The following is a 16,999-nucleotide window of genomic DNA, read 5'->3' on the forward strand; positions in this document are numbered from 1 at the left end:
AGGCTCAGTTAGGTTCTTTAAAAATGAAGAATGGTCAATGGATAAAGGCATTGCACATTCTTCGCTGCACATGGTTGATGCACTATGCAATTTGCACAGGAAGATTTTATTCAGTTGGTAGCTGCGCTGATTATTGGCGGGGCAGTTGGGGCTGAGCGCGAATATCACGGTAAAGCAGCCGGGTTCCGCACCATGATTATGATTTGTGTTGGGTCGGCACTCTTTACAATGGTGTCAACTCGCATCGGTGGCTCTACCGACCGCATCGCGGCCAACATTGTGCAGGGCGTTGGTTTTCTGGGTGCAGGTATCATTTTCCGGGAAGAGAACCGGGTAAAAGGGCTAACCACGGCAGCCTCGGTCTGGGCGGTGTCGGCTCTGGGCATGTGTGTTGGCAGTGGCAATTACGACATTGCGCTTGTGGGCTTCTCGTTTATTATTGGCTCATTACTATTGCTCACAAACGTTTCCAAACGCATCGGTCGGGCGAATCAAACCCGCGATTACAAGATTGTGACGCTATTTCGGAATAAGACGCTGAACCAGTACGAGAAATTTTTTGAGGAGTGCGGTCTGTCGCCTACCCGACGGCAACAGCAGCGTATAGGAACGGAAATTATCGGTCACTGGCGAGTTGATGGTTCGCAGAAAAATCATGAAAAATGTATCAAGCGTTTACTGAACGACCCTGAGGTGAAAGAAGTTACGTTTTAACCAAACCATTCGGCATGGTCGCGGGTCTATCAAACGAATGCAACAAGCAGGGCCATATCAGCGTACTATCGAACGGGCCGATTTCGTTACTATTCCGTGTCGAAGGGCACTATTTCACGAACTATGAATCACTTACGAAAACTACTCGTTATCACGGCTTTGCTCAGCAGCACCGTGTCGTTTGCCCAATTGACCGATGACCCCGAAGACCGGCGCGAAGAAGGCCGCGAACCACTCCGAACCCAGACAGTTGACGGCCAACCACTTCCGCTAATGCAGCGGCTCCGGTTTGGGGGAGGCATTAGTGCGTTGCAATTCGGAAATCCTAATGCTGGTATTCCCTTCATCATCGGCGTATCGCCGGTGGTTGCTTATCAGGCCGCCGAACGTCTGGTACTTGGCGTAGGCGTCGATTATCAATATGCACGGCTGCGGGCGTTCGATACGTCGGGGCAGCGCGTAAACCTGACCGCCAACCAGTATGGCGGGCGCGGCTTTGCTATGTATGAACTGATTCCCAATATTGTACCGGGTCTTTACGCCCACGGCGAAGTAGCCTCGACCAGCATTCAGAATGGCTATACTATTCCCGGTCGGCCCCGGCCCGGTCGGTTCAACGTAACGGCACCGTTGCTGGGGGTTACTTACTCACAGCGTATTGGCCGGTTGGCGGGTATAAATGTGTCGGTGTTGTATAATCTGAATTTTACCGCGCAGGCCCGTTATTTATATAATAGCCCATTCGTATTTCGGATTCTGTTCTTCTGAGAACTCCCCGGCCAGACAGCCGGGGTTTTTTTATAACCGCCGGGCCGGAACACCCTCGACTGTAATTTTAACGGGCCTGATACGTCCCTGCTCGTCAAACTCCATGCGGTCGATGCAGGTTTCGCGATGATTACCGTCGGTTTCGGTAAGTGGTCGGCGGTGGTAGACGATATACCACTCATCGGTGCCGGGTAGCTGAATCACCGAATGGTGGCCCGCGCCTGTTGCTACTGTTGGGTCCTGCTGTAAGATTTTGCCTACACGCTCAAACGGGCCAAAGGGTGAATTGGCTACGGCATAAGCGACCGAATAGTTTGGACCAGTCCAGCCGCCTTCCGACCACATGAAATAATATTTCCCCTTTCGCTGAAACATAATCGGCCCCTCCACGTAGTTTTTGGGTGTAATTTCACGAAAGATTTTGCCATCCTCAAACGGCAGAAACCCCGTAAAGTCGGGTTTGAGCCGGGCCATATTACAATGGCTCCATCCGCCGTAGATGAGGTAATACTGCCCGTCGGTATCCCGAAAAACAAACTGATCGATGGGCTGCGCACCATTGTGAATCTCTCCTACCAGCGGCTTGCCAAGATAATCACGAAACGGCCCGGCAGGGTTATCGGCCACGGCCACACCGATGCCACCTATTTCGCCCTGATGCACATCGTTCGCGCCAAAAAACAAGAAATAGCGGCCATCTTTTTCGATAGTTGCCGGTGCCCACATGGCCCGTTTAGCCCAGCGGACGGCAGTAGTGTCGAGAATGCGGGCGTGTTTGGTCCACGTTTTAAGGTCGGGTGATGAGAACGCATCGAAAAAAACCTGCTGCTCGAAAGGGGCAGAATAAGTCGGATAAATCCAGTACTGCTTCCCGAAAATAACAGCTTCCGGGTCGGCGTACCATCCCGGAAACACCGGGTTTCCCGCCTGAGTAGGCTGAGGTGACTGACCCCACAAGGATTGAGACAGGCCGACTACTGATACGGATAGTATGAGCCAATTTTTTACAAAGGTGCGTATTGCCATTTCACTACCAGATAAGGTACGTACTACTACTTACTATCCTGTGCCTTAGTTCTACCTGCATACCCAGCCAATTGCGGAGCGGGTACTTTCAGCAATGCCTAATGCGATTCTTACCGAGCAATCAGGTGCCTATACGGCATTTTTAAAAGCCGGACTTTCACGCTGTTCTTACAAACTCCAGGCCGCCAACTTTGTAACGTTCTTGAACCAGACAAATCTCTGTTGATCAACAGTTTGTTGCTCCACGATGCCAGGTGCTTTTTAAACGAAAAAGCAACCGTCAGAAACCTGTTAACCTTGTTACAATCAATCATTCACTACCCAATTTACATGGCAACCATAACCAACGTCCAATTGTCAATCGACAATGTTTCAGGACAGAAACGTCGGAAAGTAACGGTAAAGTACCAATTGCGCTTCAACCCGCGTGAAGAAGCCGCAGGAACCGTTTTCGACGAAAAAGTCGTTTTGCGTGGCGACGACCCCATTTTTGACGACGAGCGGGCGATTATCGCATCAACGTTTGTGAAGGCGCAACCGGGCGTAGTATCGCGCTCATTCTCGAAAATGGTGTCGCAAAATCGCTTGGACGAAGACGGCGATACAATCATCTTTGGTGTACCCGTGCTTGTTTTGCGCGATGAGTTGTATGCTCGCGTTACACTCACGCCTTTTGAACCACGAGGTGCCCGCGCCGACTCGAACGTAGTGACCGGGCAGTTCGGTCCCGGCGCTTAGCCGAATCAACGCACAATCGGGTGGCTCCGTATGGCGGGTTATTGCCGGCTTGTATCGAGCCACCCGATTGCCTATGCTATGGCCTGTATGTTGCTGGATTTTCGAGGTTTCAACCCTAACACTAAATCAGCACCCTTTTCGGCAATCATAATGACAGGTGCATTGGTATTTCCCGATACAATTGTGGGCATAACCGACGCATCGATTACCCGCAGGCCGTCGATACCACGTACCCGCAGATCGGCATCAACCACGGCCATCTCGTCGGCATCAGTACCCATTTTGCAAGTGCCAACGGGGTGATACACGGTTTCGAGCTGCTGTAAGATATGCTGCCAGATCATGTCGTCGCTGCTGTAATCGGGCGGTGTTTGCACCCGGTGCCGATATGGCCCGAACCCATCGGCATTAGCCACGTCCAATGCCTGCCGAACGCCCCGAATCAAGACGCGCCGGTCGTCTTCGTGAGTCAGGTAGTTGGGCTGAATCAGGGGCGCGTCGAGCGGATTTGCCGACCGCAACCCCACGTAACCAACGCTTTTGGGCTTTAACAGGGTGGGCAGAATAATGTATCCATCGGTGGTGGGCCAGGTGTCAAGATCGTACATATCAACCGTGTAATCATCACCCATATGCGCCGGGGCGAAGTGTAACTGCATGTTCGGGCGGTCTTGTTCGGTCTCGGTTTTGATGAATGCCACGGCTTCGAGCGGGCTGATAGTCATCGGCCCTTTTTTCGACAGTAGCCAACTTCCCAACGCCTTCAACTGATTGATCGGTTTCAGATGAAAATTTGAGGAAATACCCCGCTGCGAACAGAGCGAACTGACACCCGTAAACAGATGATCCTGCAAATTCTGTCCCACGCCGGGTGCATCTTTTTTCACGACAACGCCTGCCCGATGAAGCGTATCTGACGGGCCAATACCCGACAGCATCAATAACTGGGGAGACTGAAACGCGCCTGCCGATAAAATCACCTCGCGCCGGGCCGTGGCGGTCTGGGTTTGATTTTTGCCCGTCACAAACTCAATGCCTGTAGCCCGGTCGTTTTGCAGCAACACCTGTTTGGTATGAGCACGCGTAAGTACGGTCAGGTTTGGGCGATTTATGATTGGCTTCAAAAAGGCTGTGGCTGCGCTATGACGTTTACCGTCTTTGATTGTGAACTGAAACAGACCCGCGCCCTCCTGTTCGGCCCCGTTATAATCTTTATTCTCACGAATACCCGTTTGACGGCACGATTGCAAAAAGGCCCCGGCCAGCGGAGTCTGGTAATGAGTAGCAAAGGTTACGTTGAGGGGGCCGCTTTTTCCATGATAGAGGGCATCCAACTGATCGAACTGCTCATTGTGTTCGGACCGGATGAAGTAGGGCAGCACATCGTCGTAACCCCAGCCTGGGTTGCCCAGCGCGGCCCAGTCGTCGTAATCGAGCCGGTGGCCGCGCACGTAGGCCATCGCGTTGGTCGAGGAGCAGCCACCCAGTGTTTTGCCGCGCGGCTGATACATGCGCCGATTATTGAGGGCAGATTGGGGTTCAGTCCAGAAGCCCCAGTCAACGGCAGTTTTGTTCAGTTTTGAATAAGCCGCCGGAATCTGTAGTTCAAACCTGGTATCAGGGCCGCCTGCTTCCACTAACAGCACCGAAATCGCTGGGTCTGCCGATAACCGATTAGCTAATACACATCCTGCCGAACCGGCTCCTACAATGATATAATCGAAGGTCATGGCTTACAATTTTGGTGTGATGAAGGTACAATTGTTTCATCATAAAATTATAAAGTAACAGCTAATCCCATGTAATTCTATTTTAATGCACTCGTTTCTAAACAAAAAGTCAGGAAGCTTATTGTATAAATATGTGCTACGCTGATTTCATAATTTGTTTATAGGTAAGTTCAAACGGCACTTTTTTTGATAGTATTTAAGCTGACTCAACGTGATAAGTTATGAACGAGGTGTATGTGTTGTCAGCAGGATTACGCTTTCCCGAAGGCCCAGCGTTCGACGCATCGAATCGCTTGTGGTGTGTTGAGCAGGAAGGTGAAAGCTTATACTGTCGGGATGCTGACGGTACAGAAAAACGAATAAAAACGGGCGGGCGTCCCAACGGAGCCGTAGCGCAGGGCGATTATATCTGGTTTTGCGATTCGGGCCAAAATGCAATCCGGCGCATTCATTGCCAGACAGAACAGCTTGAGACGATGGTTACTGCTGTGAATGGGAAACCGCTGGACATGCCCAATGATTTATGTTTCGACCGCTGGGGCAACCTGCTCTTCACCTGCCCCGGCCCGTCTGACACAAAACACGCGGGCTATGTAGCCGTTTGTACACCAGAAGGTTTTGTCGACATAGTTGCCGACAATTTGCTGTATCCCAATGGGTTAACATTTCTGCCAGACGGTAGAACGCTGCTTATCGCTGAAACCCATCAGCAGCGTATCTGGCAGGGCTACTGGGACGAAGAATCTCTTAGCTGGGAAAATATTCGCGTCTGGACAACCGTAATCGACGCCCCCGCCGATGCTACCACTCCCGGACCCGATGGCATGACCATCGACGCAGACGGTTGTTTGTATGTGGCTGTATTTGGCGCAGGTATTATTCGGGTGTTTACGGGCGAGGGTGAATTCTCGCGTGACATTAAGCTGCCGGGACAAAATCCAACCAATTGCATATTCGATCCATCGGGCCGTTTGGGATTAATTGTCACCGAAGCCGAGCGGGGCGAATTGCTATCCATTCGTCTCTGATTATCAAGGCAATTCGGCCAGCACCGTGACCCCGCCTTTCATACGGTCGCCGATGTTAACTTTCACTTCGGCGTCTAATGGTATAAAGACATCGACGCGGGAGCCAAATTTGATGAACCCCATTTCCTGTCCCTGTTCAACAGGCTGATTTTCTTTAACATACCAGCGAATTCGCCGGGCTACGGCTCCGGCAATTTGCCGGAACAGCACTTCCACGCCGTTCGCCGTTTCGATAACTACGGTTGTCCGCTCGTTTTCGGTGCTCGATTTCGGATGCCAGGCCACTAAGTACTTGCCAGGGTAATATTTAAAGTACCGGACAATGCCTGACACCGGATTTCGGTTAACGTGTACGTTGAGGGGCGACATAAAAATAGAAATCTGCCGCCGACGTGCTTTGAAATACTCGCTTTCGTCGGTTTCTTCAATCACTACAACCGTACCGTCGGCGGGGGCAATTACCTGCCGGTCGCTCAGGGTCAACTGCCGGTTAGGCACCCGAAAAAACTGCACAATCAACCCGAATAGTACTAAACTGGCTGCTGCTAACAGGCTGATAGCAATTGAGTTATCGGAAAATAGGTAAAAATAAGCCAGCAAATTCAGAGCTAGTAGTACCAGCCCTGTTGTCAGCATAATGGTGTATCCTTCGCGATGTAAACGCATGAATTGATTTATGGATTACGATTTACGATCTACGATTTCCTTAATCGCATAGATTTACCGACAAAAATCGTAAATCGTAACCCGTAAATCAAAAATCTATCAATATCCACCCCGAAACTTATAGGTGCTGGCTACTTTGTCGATGGCAACCATATAAGCGGCCAAACGCATCGGCACCTGATATTTCTGCGACGTCTCGAAAACGCGGTCGAAAGCATCTTTCATAACACGGTCGGCCCGGCGGTTGATGCGGTCGAGTGTCCATTTATAACCGATGCGATTCTGCACCCACTCGAAATAGGATACCGTTACCCCGCCAGCATTTGCCAGAATATCGGGTACAACCAGAATACCTTTACTGTTGATAATCTCGTCTGCCGAAGCCGAAGTAGGGCCATTGGCTCCTTCAACAATCATTTTAGCCTGAATCTGATCGGCATTGTCGTCGGTAATTACGTCTTCCTTAGCAGCAGGCACCAACACGTCAACGGCCAGCGAGAGCAGTTCCTCGTTCGATATTTTTTCGGCACCCGTGAAGCCTTCCAGTGTTCCTTTGTTAGCGTTTCGATAAGCAATGGCCGCGTCGATATCGATGCCTTTGTCGTTATAATAACCGCCCGAAATATCGCTGACTGCTTTTACCGTAACACCACGCTCCTGCAATAACTCAGCAGCAAATGAGCCTACGTTACCGAACCCCTGAATAGCGGCTGTAGTACGATAGGGATTCATCCGCAACTTGTCCATAGCAGCCAGCGCGGCCACCGTAACGCCCCGGCCCGTGGCCTCGGTGCGTCCCAGCGACCCACCCAGCACGAGCGGCTTGCCTGTAACTACCGCATTGACTGTCATGCCTTTAGCTTTCGAGTACTCGTCAACGATCCAGGCCATTTCGCGTGGGCCGGTGCCCATGTCGGGAGCCGGAATGTCGCGGTCGGGGCCAAATACGTCGAGCATCTGAACGGTATAGGCGCGGATCAGCCGTTCAATTTCGCCGGGCGACATCTCGCGGGGGTTGCAGGCGATACCGCCTTTGGCTCCACCATACGGGATATCGACAACGGCGCATTTCCAGGTCATCCAGGCGGCTAATGCGCGAACTTCATCAAGATGAACGCCCGGATCGAGCCGGATGCCGCCTTTGGCTGGGCCAAGAATATTGGAGTGAATAACCCGATAGCCTTCAAATACCCGAATGCTGCCGTTATCCATCGTAACGGGCAACCCAACAATCACCTGCCGGGCGGGCACTTTCAATATATCGTACATTTCGTCTGAAATACCCAGAAGGCGGGCTGCCGCATCGAAGCGCGACATCATTGACTCAAGCGGATTCTCTTTGTCTTTTATTGGTGCTGGTTCTATATAGCCCATAGCGATGTGAAAACTTGCCTAATAATAACCGGTTTGCTGGCGAAGTCTTATGCAAACTTACTAAATCAAGGATTACATTATCAAAAGTATATTTTTTCTACGATTAATCTAAATAAGCAATCCCGTATAATCGTTTATATCCAGAGCAACTACCAAAATCGTGTTTGAAAAAACCCGGCTGATACCGAAGAATCTTGGGTGAAATGTAAACTTTACAATTTGATAATTTTAGAGAAAAAAAGTATCTGTTGTATCTACTTGATTGACAACCCCGTTATTATTCTTTAATTTTGCGGTTAAATTTTTGGCACACCCATCTAAGAGTCCCACGTACCCATGGTTCAAGAAGAGAAGAAACGGTATTCGGAAGAAGAGCTAAAAGAGTTTGCGGAACTGATCGGCCAAAAACTTGATGCCACCCGCAGTGAACTGAACTACATCAAGGAAACACTCAGTAAGCGCAACGATAGCGGTACAGATAACACCTCGGGAAACTCGAAGCTTCTCGAAGATGGTGCCGATACCAGCGAACGAGAGAACTTGAGTCAGTTAGCGGCCCGGCTGCAAAAATTTATTCAGCAGTTAGATGCAGCAATGGTTCGGATTAAGAACGGCACTTACGGCGTTTGTAAAGATACAGGAAAGCTGATTCCTAAAGAGCGTCTTCGGGCTGTGCCTCACACCCAACAGACTATTGAGGCAAAACTGCGGCAATCGAATTAAGTAGCTATTGCCGCGCAGCAGACGGTCATATTTCCCAGCCTGTTCATGGATTGGGAGGTATGACCGTCTGCTTTTTTCGTACCGAATATTTAAAAAGGAGTGGCGTTTTTTCCACAATCCTGTGCCAAATATCCGCCAGAACAGCAATACAGTCCCAACGAATTAGCTATAGGCAAGTGGCTTTTTAATCAATTATCGTCTAAACAGTCTGACGCTCTATTCATTCACTGCTTTTTCTACGAAGAGCAAGGCTATACGGTCAATTTTTGAACAAATTGGACGGGATTTTGTAAATACGGCAGGTACAGAACTTTTTGATTACCATTATGCTCGAACGTCTGGAAGAAATCAGAGAAAATATATTCCACTACCTCGAAGCCCGCATCGAGCTGTTTACGCTCGAAACGCGTGGCAAGCTGGAGGAAGGCGTGGTGGTGGGTATTCACAGCATTGTGCTGGCATTGCTCGGTACAATGACAACCATCTTTTTGTTTAGTTTGCTGGCGGCTTATTTAAATGAAGTTACTGACAGCCGCTACCTCGGCTTTCTGATAGTAGCCGGGTTTTTCCTGATTCTGACGTTAATCTGGTTGTTTGCCAAAGACTTCTTCTCCAGTAAAATCCGGGTAGCAGCGTATAACGCGCTCAGGAAAAGCCAGGAGAAAAAGAAAGAGGAAAAATCGAACGCCGTAGAAGAATTGATGGCGAAAACCCGGTCGGACATGAGTCAGCAGCCGACTAACCGGACTATCGATTAATTAACCGCGAATCAACGTGTTTCTTTACTAATATAACCGATTATGGAAGATCCAAAAGTACCCTTTGCTGATACTACGGCCCGCCGGGCGCAATTGATGGCAGCAACAGAACGCTTCAAAACGTCAATCTCCAATAGTGTCGATTCGATAAAAGACGACGCCAGCGAGGCTGGTAAAACGGCCCTATTTGTTGCAGGTGCCGCTTTAGCCGTATATTTGGTTGTTAATGCCGTGTTGCCCAAGTCCGACGAGTACCGATATGCCGAAAAGTACGGCGAATCAGAAGCGTATGACGAAGACGATTACAGCGAGGAAGCGTATGACGATGAGCCTGCTCAGCCAACTACGCAAAAAGCTGTTAAGCAACAGGCGAAAAAAACTCAGAAAGCAGCGGCTGCCAGCGGTCTGATTGGTGGTTTGATTACTTCAGTGCTGACCAACATCGCCCGCGAACAGTTAATGGGCTTTATAAGCCGTATCCGTCAGAATAATGCCATCAATCCAACTGCCGACCCAACGAAATACCACGAAAAGGCCACAACACAGCCTGTTAACTACACTCCGTAATCATAAACTGGCGGGGTATAAAACCTGTGCCATTCTGCTCGACCCTGATAAGGTTGAGCAGAATGCACTGATCGACCTGTTGTCGCAAACGCAGCGGCATCCGGTCGATTTCTTTTTGGTAGGTGGCAGCTTGGTAACCAACTACGCGCACAAGGAAGTAATTGCTACGATTCGCCAGTATTCAACCACTCCAGTGGTTTTGTTTCCGGGCAATCCGTTACACATCGAACCGACAGCCGATGCCATTCTGTTTTTGTCGCTGATTTCGGGCCGTAATCCTGAATTCCTGATTGGGCAGCATGTTATTGCGGCTCCACTACTGAAACAAAGTGGTCTGGAGATATTGCCAACGGGTTATATGGTAGTCGATAGTGGTGCGCCAACCACGGTATCTTACGTAAGCGGCACCATGCCGTTGCCCTACGATAAGCCCGCTGTGGCAGCCTGCACGGCGATGGCGGGTGAAATGCTTGGGCTGCAATTGATGTATTTAGATGCAGGCAGCGGTGCCCGCAGACCCGTATCGGCTGAGATGATTACTGCCGTTCGGGCCGCCGTCGATACGCCAATAGTGGTTGGCGGAGGTATCAATTCGGGGGAGAAAGCTTATCATGCCCTCAAAGCCGGTGCTGATTTAGTCGTCGTAGGCAATGGTGTCGAGCAGAATCCCGATCTACTACCGGAGTTGTCGACGGTTGTTCGCGAATTCAATCAATCCGCCGTTCGTGCTTAATTCATGAAAACATACAACAAATGGCTGACAATGACCGTGCTGATTGCCGGTCTGCTCGGCACCGCATCGGTCGACACAATGGCCCAGTCGCGGTTAACGAAGGTGTACACCGTGCCAGAACGCGAACCGGAATTTCCGGGCGGTAAAGCTGCCCTCAGCCGCTATTTGGCCGCTACCATCAAAGTTCCTGGCTCGTTGACGCGCAATTCATACAACACCGGCCCCATATCGGCGCGGTTCATTGTTGATGCTGATGGCTCGGTGCGCGACGTGCGCATACTGACCAAAACGCTCGACAATAAAACCAAAAAAAGTTTACAGGGCTTTATGGCGTCGATTATTACGTCGGTCGAACAGATGCCCCGCTGGCGACCGGGCGAAGTTGACGGACGACCTGTACCTGTGTTCTACACGCTACCTATAGAAGTAACGTTATAACAAAAACCCCCGACCAGATTGGCCGGGGGTTTTTGTTAAACGTTCATCAGCGATTCGCGACGGCGCATCTTGCCCGCCGGAATACCGAACATCATCTTGAACCGGCGGCAGAAATAGGCAGTGTCTTTGTAGCCCACCTCCGAACCGATGGCCCGAATGCTTTTCTTGCTTGTGCGCAGCAGGCCAACGGCAGCTTCCATACGCTGGTATTCGATGTAATCCTGTGGGTTAATGCCCGTCAGCATTTTGAAGTACTGCCCAACGTAATCTTCCGATACGTTGGCAACGTTTGCCAGCACCTTGTTCGACAGGTCGCCACCGAGGTTGTCTTTGATATAGGCAAAGATATCGATCAGGCGCGGGTCTTTGAAATACGTGCTGTTCGTTACCAACTGCTCGACAAACAGGCGGTTCTTCAGGATGTACCGAATGACATCGATGACAATCTCTTCGGTTTTGATCTTGATAATCCGCCCTTTACCCGCCAGATCGGTCATTTCTTCGGCCAGAATCTGATTAATGGCAATCGCCAGCGATTCTTCGCGCTTGATAATGAACGGCGGCACGTCGAGCGAATTGAAGAAATTGACCGAATCGAATACTTTAGCTTCAAACGACACATAGCCGAACGAGTTGGGTAAGTGCCCAATCAGCTTAGGATCGTTGTTGCCCTCCCAGTACGACTCGCGGTGAGTCATAAAATCTTCATTCGAGACCGTTTTCGGGTTCGATGAATCGCCATAAGTGACCGTTACGTGCTTACCGCCCGGAATGAACAGCATGTCGCCCACGTCAACTTTTATTCTATCATCGCCAATCGAGACTTCGCCATTGTATAGAATCAACAGCGTGTTTTCGACGTCGTAAAAATTCTTTATCGTGATCGGTTGTAAAATCCGAATGTTGCGGGCTTTTATGAATTTGACGCCCAGCGATTCGATAATCTTATTATAATCTTCCATAGCGGATGGGGTGTATAGTCTGAGTGTCTGCGCTCAAATTTGCACAAAACTAATAATTTGTACAAAACTAATACAAGTATAAAAGTTTCCAGAAGATAAAAAAAACGCGCGAATCCATGAAGGATTCGCGCTCAGACTACGGAATAATACTATTTGTGTTAAAAAAAACTTATCGAACGAGCTCGCGGGCAATCACTAATTTTTGTATTTCAGACGTACCCTCGTATATCTGAGTGATTTTTGCGTCGCGCATGAACCGTTCAACGTGAAACTCTTTTACATACCCATAGCCGCCATGAATCTGCACGGCTTCGGTGGTGGCCCACATGGCTACGTCTGAAGCAAATAGTTTTGCCATCGCAGCAGCCTGTACGTAATCTTTGTGTTCATCTTTGAGCCGGGCGGCTTTGTAAACCAGCAGCCGGGCAGCTTCTATCTTAGTTGCCATTTCGGCCAGTTTAAACTGAATGGCCTGATGGTCAAAGATTTGTTTGCCAAACGCTTTGCGCTCCTGACTGTACTTCAACGCCAGTTCATAAGCTCCGGCAGCAATCCCCAACGCCTGAGCGGCAATGCCAATGCGCCCCCCGTTGAGCGTCGACATGGCGAACTTGAAGCCAAAACCGTCGTCGCCGATACGGTCTTCTTTTGGCACTTTCACGTCGGTAAACAGCAGCGAGTGCGTGTCTGACGCCCGAATACCCATTTTGTCTTCTTTTTTGCCGACTACAAAACCGGGTGCCCCTTTTTCCACAACTAAGCAGTTGATGCCCCGGTGCCGTTTTTCGCGGTCGGTTTGGGCAATTACCAAGCAAATGCCCGACGTGTTGCCGTTGGTGATCCAGTTTTTAGTGCCGTTCAGCAGGTAGTGGTCGCCTTTGTCTTCGGCGGTCGTAGCCTGCGAAGTAGCGTCGGAACCGGCTTCGGGTTCTGATAGGCAGAAGGCGCCTATGGTTTCGCCCGTAGCCAGCCGGGTCAGGTACTTTTGTTTCTGCTCTTCGGTGCCATAGGCTTCTAAACCATAGCAAACCAATGAGTTATTCACAGATACGATTACAGAGGCCGACGCATCGACTTTGGAGAGTTCTTCCATCGCCAATACATACGATACCGTATCCATGCCGCCCCCACCATAGTCGGGCGAGACCATCATACCCATAAATCCCAGCTCACCCATTCGCCGAATCAGTTCGGTCGGGAATTTCTGTTCGTTGTCACGCTCGATCACGCCCGGCAGCAGCTCGCTTTGCGCAAAGTCGCGGGCGGCTTCCTGCACGGCCCGGTGTTCTTCCGTCAAGTTGAAATTTAATCCCTGTAACTCCAGCGTTGCCGTTGCCATAGGTTGCAAGTGGTTTTGGTTTGTTGTAAAATGAATGGTACAAAGATAACCTGAACCAGGAGTCTGAACCATGATTAGCCATGATTTTCAGGATTACTACAAGATTCTATGCACTGCTCATTTGATTCTGTAAAACAAACACACCGCATAAATCCCGTTTAACCTTGTCAATCCCGGCTAATCCTGGTCAGACATCCCATTTAATCCTGTCAATCCTGGCTAATCCTGGTTCCTATTCAAACAGCAATGTAATCAACTCGGCTACGCAGGCTGGTTTTGTTTCGCCTTCTACCTCAAACGCGCATTCAACAATGGCCCGCACTCCCCGGCTACCCTCGTTTGCATGTTGCGGTTCGGCATGATGAAGCCAGGCTTTCATGCGCAAACGGCTACCTACCGGAACGGCGTTGGTAAACCGGATTTTATTAGCCCCGTAATTGATGCCCATTTTCACCGATTCAACGCGGTAAATCTCAGCCATGAGTTTGGGAGCCAGCGAAAGGGTAAGAAATCCGTGAGCAATTGGCGTTCGATAAGGCGATTCGCGGGCCGCTCGTTCGGGGTCGGTATGAATCCACTGATGATCGCCGGTAGCCTGAGCGAATAAATTGACCATCTCCTGTGTAATGGTCATGTAGTCTGTTTCGCCGAGTGGCTGACCCGCGTGGGCGGCAAATTCATCGAGGTTGGCAAAGGTTTGCATAGAGGGCAAAGAGAAATGAATAATGTAAGCTGAATACCTGTTATTCAGCCGTGCAATATCTTTACCGGATGAACACGGTTGGTAGTACTCAGTTTTTTTCCTTCGAGCAGAGCCAAATTGCTTACCGTGTGTTTGGTAACGGCCCAACGGCATTGCTGGCGTTTCACGGTTTCGGGCAGAACGGAGCCGTGTTTGAGCCATTAGCCGCTACTCGGTTTACAGTTTATGCCATCGATTTGTATTATCACGGCAGCACGTTCGTCGGTAATGACCTACTAACTAAATCAGACTGGCAACGGTTTATTGATGCTTTTCTACAGGCGCACCGCATTGATCGATTTTCGCTCATCGGTTTCAGCCTCGGTGGTCGGTTTGCCCTGACGCTGGTCGAAGCCTTTGCCGGGCAGCTCGATCAACTGCTGCTCATTGCGCCCGATGGCATCACGCGGAGTTTCTGGTACGAACTTGCCACCAGCACAGCCGCCGGGCGGGCATTGTTTCGGTACGTGTTGCGGCATCTGCCTTTGCTGAGCTACTTCGGCCACAGGCTGGTGCGGCTGGGTTTGCTCAACCGAACGGTCATGCGCTTCGCCGAAATCTCGCTCGCCACGCCCGAACAGCGAACGCTCGTGTACCAGACCTGGACGCAGTTTCGGCACATCCGGCCTGATTTGGAAATTGTTTCTACTCAATTGATTGCCAATCCGGTACGTGTCCGGTTTTTCACGGGCGAATTTGATCGTATCGTGCCGGGAAATTATATTTTGCCGCTCACCAAACGGCTTCGGCACTATGAAGTAACCGTTTTGAAAACGGGTCATAACCGGCTGATTGAGTTGGTGGCAGAAAAAGTCTGATCTTACTCAGCGCAACGCCCGCTGAATTACGCGCCACAGACCGGCAATAGACACCAGAATCAGCCCGGCAATGATGATTTCGCCCCAGATGCTTTGGTTCGGGTCTTCGAGCAGGGTTCTGATTTCGCGGGCTTCGTGGCCCGACCAAACCGCCAGCAACGTGCGCGGTGTCATGCCCAGAAAACCGCCAAGCAGAATGTTTTTCAGTTTCGCCCCCGACAGCGCAAATAATAAATTGGTGAGACCGAAGGGTAGAATAGGGGAGAGTTTGGCGAAAAAAATGACTTCGAGTTCTTTGTTTAAGATACGGTCGAGTACCGACTGTGCTTTCGGATTGCGTCGCAGAAACCGTATGAATCGGTCGTGGTCGAGCCAGTGAACGAGTTGATTGATAAAGAGAATGCCCCCGAAGTTGATAACAAAAATGGGTAAAACCGCTCCCCAGCCCAGAAAGTAGCCAAACAGAAGAGCCAGCATGGTGGGGGGCGTCAGTGCGGCAGACGTTATGGCACAGACCAGCGTAACAACGGCCCATTGCCCGCCTGAAAAACCAGCGATGGCCGCTTCATGGACAACGGCATAGTACGACAGCACCGACGTGAAGACAATGGGCGTGACAGACATCAGCACACCCGCAACGGCTGGACCGGTAAGTTTTTGGCGAATAGATTGTTCCACTGAATAGCTAAACCGTGAGCGAAGCGGTTTCGTTACCTTTGCATATGAACTTCGGAACCAAAGCCATCCATGCCGGTATTGAGCCGGACCCTACAACGGGCGCAATTATGACGCCCATATACCAGACGTCGACGTATGTGCAGGAGTCGCCGGGTAAGCACAAGGGCTACGAATACGCCCGCACGCAGAACCCTACCCGAACGGTGTTGCAAAATAACCTCGCAGCTCTCGAAAACGGCAGGCATGGCATTTGCTATTCGTCGGGGCTTGGCGCAACCGACGCTATACTGAAACTGTTCCGGCCCGGCGATGAGATTATTGCCAGCAACGACCTCTATGGCGGCACGTATCGGATTATGGTACGCGTATTTCAGGAATTCGGGCTGAAATTTTCGTTCGTGAACCTGGCCGACCCGTCGCTGCTGGAAGCGGCTATAACGCCCGCCACCAAGATGGTCTGGATCGAAACGCCTACCAATCCGCTGCTGCGGCTGGTTGATATTACGGCTATTGCGGCTATTACTAAATCGCGCGGCATCCAACTCGTAGTCGATAATACGTTCGCGTCGCCCTACCTGCAAAACCCGCTCGATCTGGGAGCCGACATTGTGGTGCATTCTGTCACGAAATATCTGGGCGGTCACTCCGATACGGTAATGGGGGCAATTGTATTGAACGACGACGAAACGGCGCAGCGACTGGCCTTTATTCAGAATGCCTGTGGAGCCGTGCCAGGGCCGCAGGATTGTTTTTTGGTGCTTCGTGGTATCAAAACCCTGCACGTCAGGATGCAGCGGCACTGCGAAAACGCCCAGAAAGTAGCCGAGTTTCTGCAACAGCACCCGAAGGTGAGCCACGTGTACTATCCCGGTTTGCCCACCCACCCCGGCCACGAATTAGCCAAACAACAAATGCGCGGCTTTGGCGGAATGCTTTCGTTTGAGCTGGCAGGCGACCGCATGGACGAAGCCGTGCGCGTGATGGAAAGTTTCAGCGTATTCTCGCTGGGCGAGTCGCTGGGTGGGGTTGAGTCGTTGTGTACGCACCCGGCCAGCATGACCCACGCCAGCATTCCGAAAGAAGAACGCGAGAAAAATGGCCTGAAAGATACCCTTATCCGACTGAGCGTTGGCATCGAAGACGTAGACGATCTGATTCAGGATTTAACGCAGGCAATACAGTAGCTGTTACTTTATT

Annotated in this window: 19 protein-coding genes; 11 read left to right on the plus strand and 8 right to left on the minus strand. The window is 50.6% G+C overall.

Annotation, left to right across the window (positions count from 1 at the left end):
* Positions 1-84: 84 nt before the first annotated feature.
* Positions 85-714, plus strand: coding sequence for an MgtC/SapB family protein (locus AWR27_RS22000; protein ID WP_077133168.1), 630 nt, complete (start codon positions 85-87; stop codon positions 712-714).
* Between the two features lie 123 nt (positions 715-837).
* Positions 838-1,482 (plus strand): hypothetical protein, encoded by a 645-nt coding sequence (locus AWR27_RS22005; RefSeq protein WP_077133169.1) that lies wholly within the window; start codon positions 838-840, stop codon positions 1,480-1,482.
* 30 nt (positions 1,483-1,512) lie between these two features.
* Here the strand turns inward: AWR27_RS22005 and AWR27_RS22010 are convergent, their stop codons facing one another.
* Positions 1,513-2,508 (minus strand): glycoside hydrolase family 43 protein, encoded by a 996-nt coding sequence (locus AWR27_RS22010; RefSeq protein WP_077133171.1) that lies wholly within the window; start codon positions 2,506-2,508, stop codon positions 1,513-1,515.
* 330 nt (positions 2,509-2,838) lie between these two features.
* Here AWR27_RS22010 and AWR27_RS22015 point away from each other — a divergent pair, with 330 nt between their 5' ends.
* The gene (locus AWR27_RS22015) at positions 2,839-3,246 is read left to right on the plus strand and encodes a hypothetical protein (RefSeq protein ID WP_157579288.1); all 408 of its coding nucleotides are present in this window, start codon (positions 2,839-2,841) and stop codon (positions 3,244-3,246) included.
* A 71-nt stretch (positions 3,247-3,317) separates the two neighbouring features.
* Here the strand turns inward: AWR27_RS22015 and AWR27_RS22020 are convergent, their stop codons facing one another.
* A complete protein-coding gene (locus AWR27_RS22020; protein WP_077133173.1) occupies positions 3,318-4,976 on the minus strand; it encodes a GMC family oxidoreductase in 1,659 nt (552 codons plus the stop codon).
* A gap of 221 nt (positions 4,977-5,197) precedes the next feature.
* On the opposite strand from AWR27_RS22020, the gene AWR27_RS22025 reads away from it, so the two are divergent.
* Positions 5,198-6,004, plus strand: coding sequence for an SMP-30/gluconolactonase/LRE family protein (locus AWR27_RS22025; protein WP_077133174.1), 807 nt, complete (start codon positions 5,198-5,200; stop codon positions 6,002-6,004).
* 3 nt (positions 6,005-6,007) lie between these two features.
* On the opposite strand, the gene AWR27_RS22030 is transcribed toward AWR27_RS22025, so the two are convergent.
* Positions 6,008-6,670, minus strand: coding sequence for a phosphatidylserine decarboxylase family protein (locus tag AWR27_RS22030; RefSeq protein ID WP_077133175.1), 663 nt, complete (start codon positions 6,668-6,670; stop codon positions 6,008-6,010).
* Positions 6,671-6,769: 99 nt separating this feature from the next.
* Positions 6,770-8,044, minus strand: a complete 1,275-nt coding sequence (locus tag AWR27_RS22035; protein WP_077133176.1) for a Glu/Leu/Phe/Val family dehydrogenase — start codon at positions 8,042-8,044, stop codon at positions 6,770-6,772.
* A gap of 336 nt (positions 8,045-8,380) precedes the next feature.
* Here AWR27_RS22035 and AWR27_RS22040 point away from each other — a divergent pair, with 336 nt between their 5' ends.
* The 5 genes from AWR27_RS22040 to AWR27_RS22060 all read left to right on the plus strand — a co-directional run bounded on the left by AWR27_RS22040 (position 8,381) and on the right by AWR27_RS22060 (position 11,263).
* Positions 8,381-8,767 (plus strand): TraR/DksA family transcriptional regulator, encoded by a 387-nt coding sequence (locus AWR27_RS22040; protein WP_077133178.1) that lies wholly within the window; start codon positions 8,381-8,383, stop codon positions 8,765-8,767.
* 326 nt (positions 8,768-9,093) lie between these two features.
* The gene (locus tag AWR27_RS22045; protein WP_077134145.1) at positions 9,094-9,525 is read left to right on the plus strand and encodes a phage holin family protein; all 432 of its coding nucleotides are present in this window, start codon (positions 9,094-9,096) and stop codon (positions 9,523-9,525) included.
* A 42-nt stretch (positions 9,526-9,567) separates the two neighbouring features.
* The gene (locus AWR27_RS22050; protein ID WP_077133180.1) at positions 9,568-10,092 is read left to right on the plus strand and encodes a hypothetical protein; all 525 of its coding nucleotides are present in this window, start codon (positions 9,568-9,570) and stop codon (positions 10,090-10,092) included.
* Complete coding sequence (locus tag AWR27_RS22055; protein ID WP_077133181.1) at positions 10,016-10,825, plus strand: phosphoglycerol geranylgeranyltransferase; 810 nt, start codon at positions 10,016-10,018, stop codon at positions 10,823-10,825. Before AWR27_RS22050 ends, AWR27_RS22055 begins: the two co-directional genes overlap by 77 nt.
* Before the next feature lie 3 nt (positions 10,826-10,828).
* Positions 10,829-11,263: an energy transducer TonB gene (locus AWR27_RS22060; protein ID WP_077133183.1), complete on the plus strand. Its 435-nt coding sequence runs from the start codon at positions 10,829-10,831 to the stop codon at positions 11,261-11,263.
* 35 nt (positions 11,264-11,298) lie between these two features.
* Here the strand turns inward: AWR27_RS22060 and AWR27_RS22065 are convergent, their stop codons facing one another.
* From AWR27_RS22065 to AWR27_RS22075, 3 genes are all read right to left on the minus strand, one after another.
* Positions 11,299-12,225, minus strand: coding sequence for a helix-turn-helix domain-containing protein (locus AWR27_RS22065; RefSeq protein WP_077133184.1), 927 nt, complete (start codon positions 12,223-12,225; stop codon positions 11,299-11,301).
* Positions 12,226-12,394: 169 nt separating this feature from the next.
* Positions 12,395-13,564 carry an acyl-CoA dehydrogenase gene (locus AWR27_RS22070; RefSeq protein WP_077133185.1) on the minus strand — a complete coding sequence of 390 codons (1,170 nt, stop codon included), beginning with the start codon at positions 13,562-13,564 and terminating at the stop codon, positions 12,395-12,397.
* Between the two features lie 232 nt (positions 13,565-13,796).
* The gene (locus AWR27_RS22075) at positions 13,797-14,267 is read right to left on the minus strand and encodes a MaoC family dehydratase (RefSeq protein ID WP_077133187.1); all 471 of its coding nucleotides are present in this window, start codon (positions 14,265-14,267) and stop codon (positions 13,797-13,799) included.
* A gap of 50 nt (positions 14,268-14,317) precedes the next feature.
* On the opposite strand from AWR27_RS22075, the gene AWR27_RS22080 reads away from it, so the two are divergent.
* Entirely contained in the window at positions 14,318-15,124 is an 807-nt protein-coding gene (locus AWR27_RS22080) for an alpha/beta fold hydrolase (protein ID WP_232325900.1), read from the plus strand.
* Between the two features lie 6 nt (positions 15,125-15,130).
* Here the strand turns inward: AWR27_RS22080 and AWR27_RS22085 are convergent, their stop codons facing one another.
* A complete protein-coding gene (locus AWR27_RS22085) occupies positions 15,131-15,802 on the minus strand; it encodes a TVP38/TMEM64 family protein (RefSeq protein WP_083732938.1) in 672 nt (223 codons plus the stop codon).
* A 44-nt stretch (positions 15,803-15,846) separates the two neighbouring features.
* Between AWR27_RS22085 and AWR27_RS22090 the strand changes: the two genes are divergently transcribed.
* A complete protein-coding gene (locus AWR27_RS22090) occupies positions 15,847-16,986 on the plus strand; it encodes a cystathionine gamma-synthase (protein ID WP_077133189.1) in 1,140 nt (379 codons plus the stop codon).
* Positions 16,987-16,999: the final 13 nt, after the last annotated feature.

It is taken from the genome of Spirosoma montaniterrae, assembly GCF_001988955.1.
Taxonomy (GTDB): Bacteria; Bacteroidota; Bacteroidia; order Cytophagales; family Spirosomataceae; genus Spirosoma; species Spirosoma montaniterrae.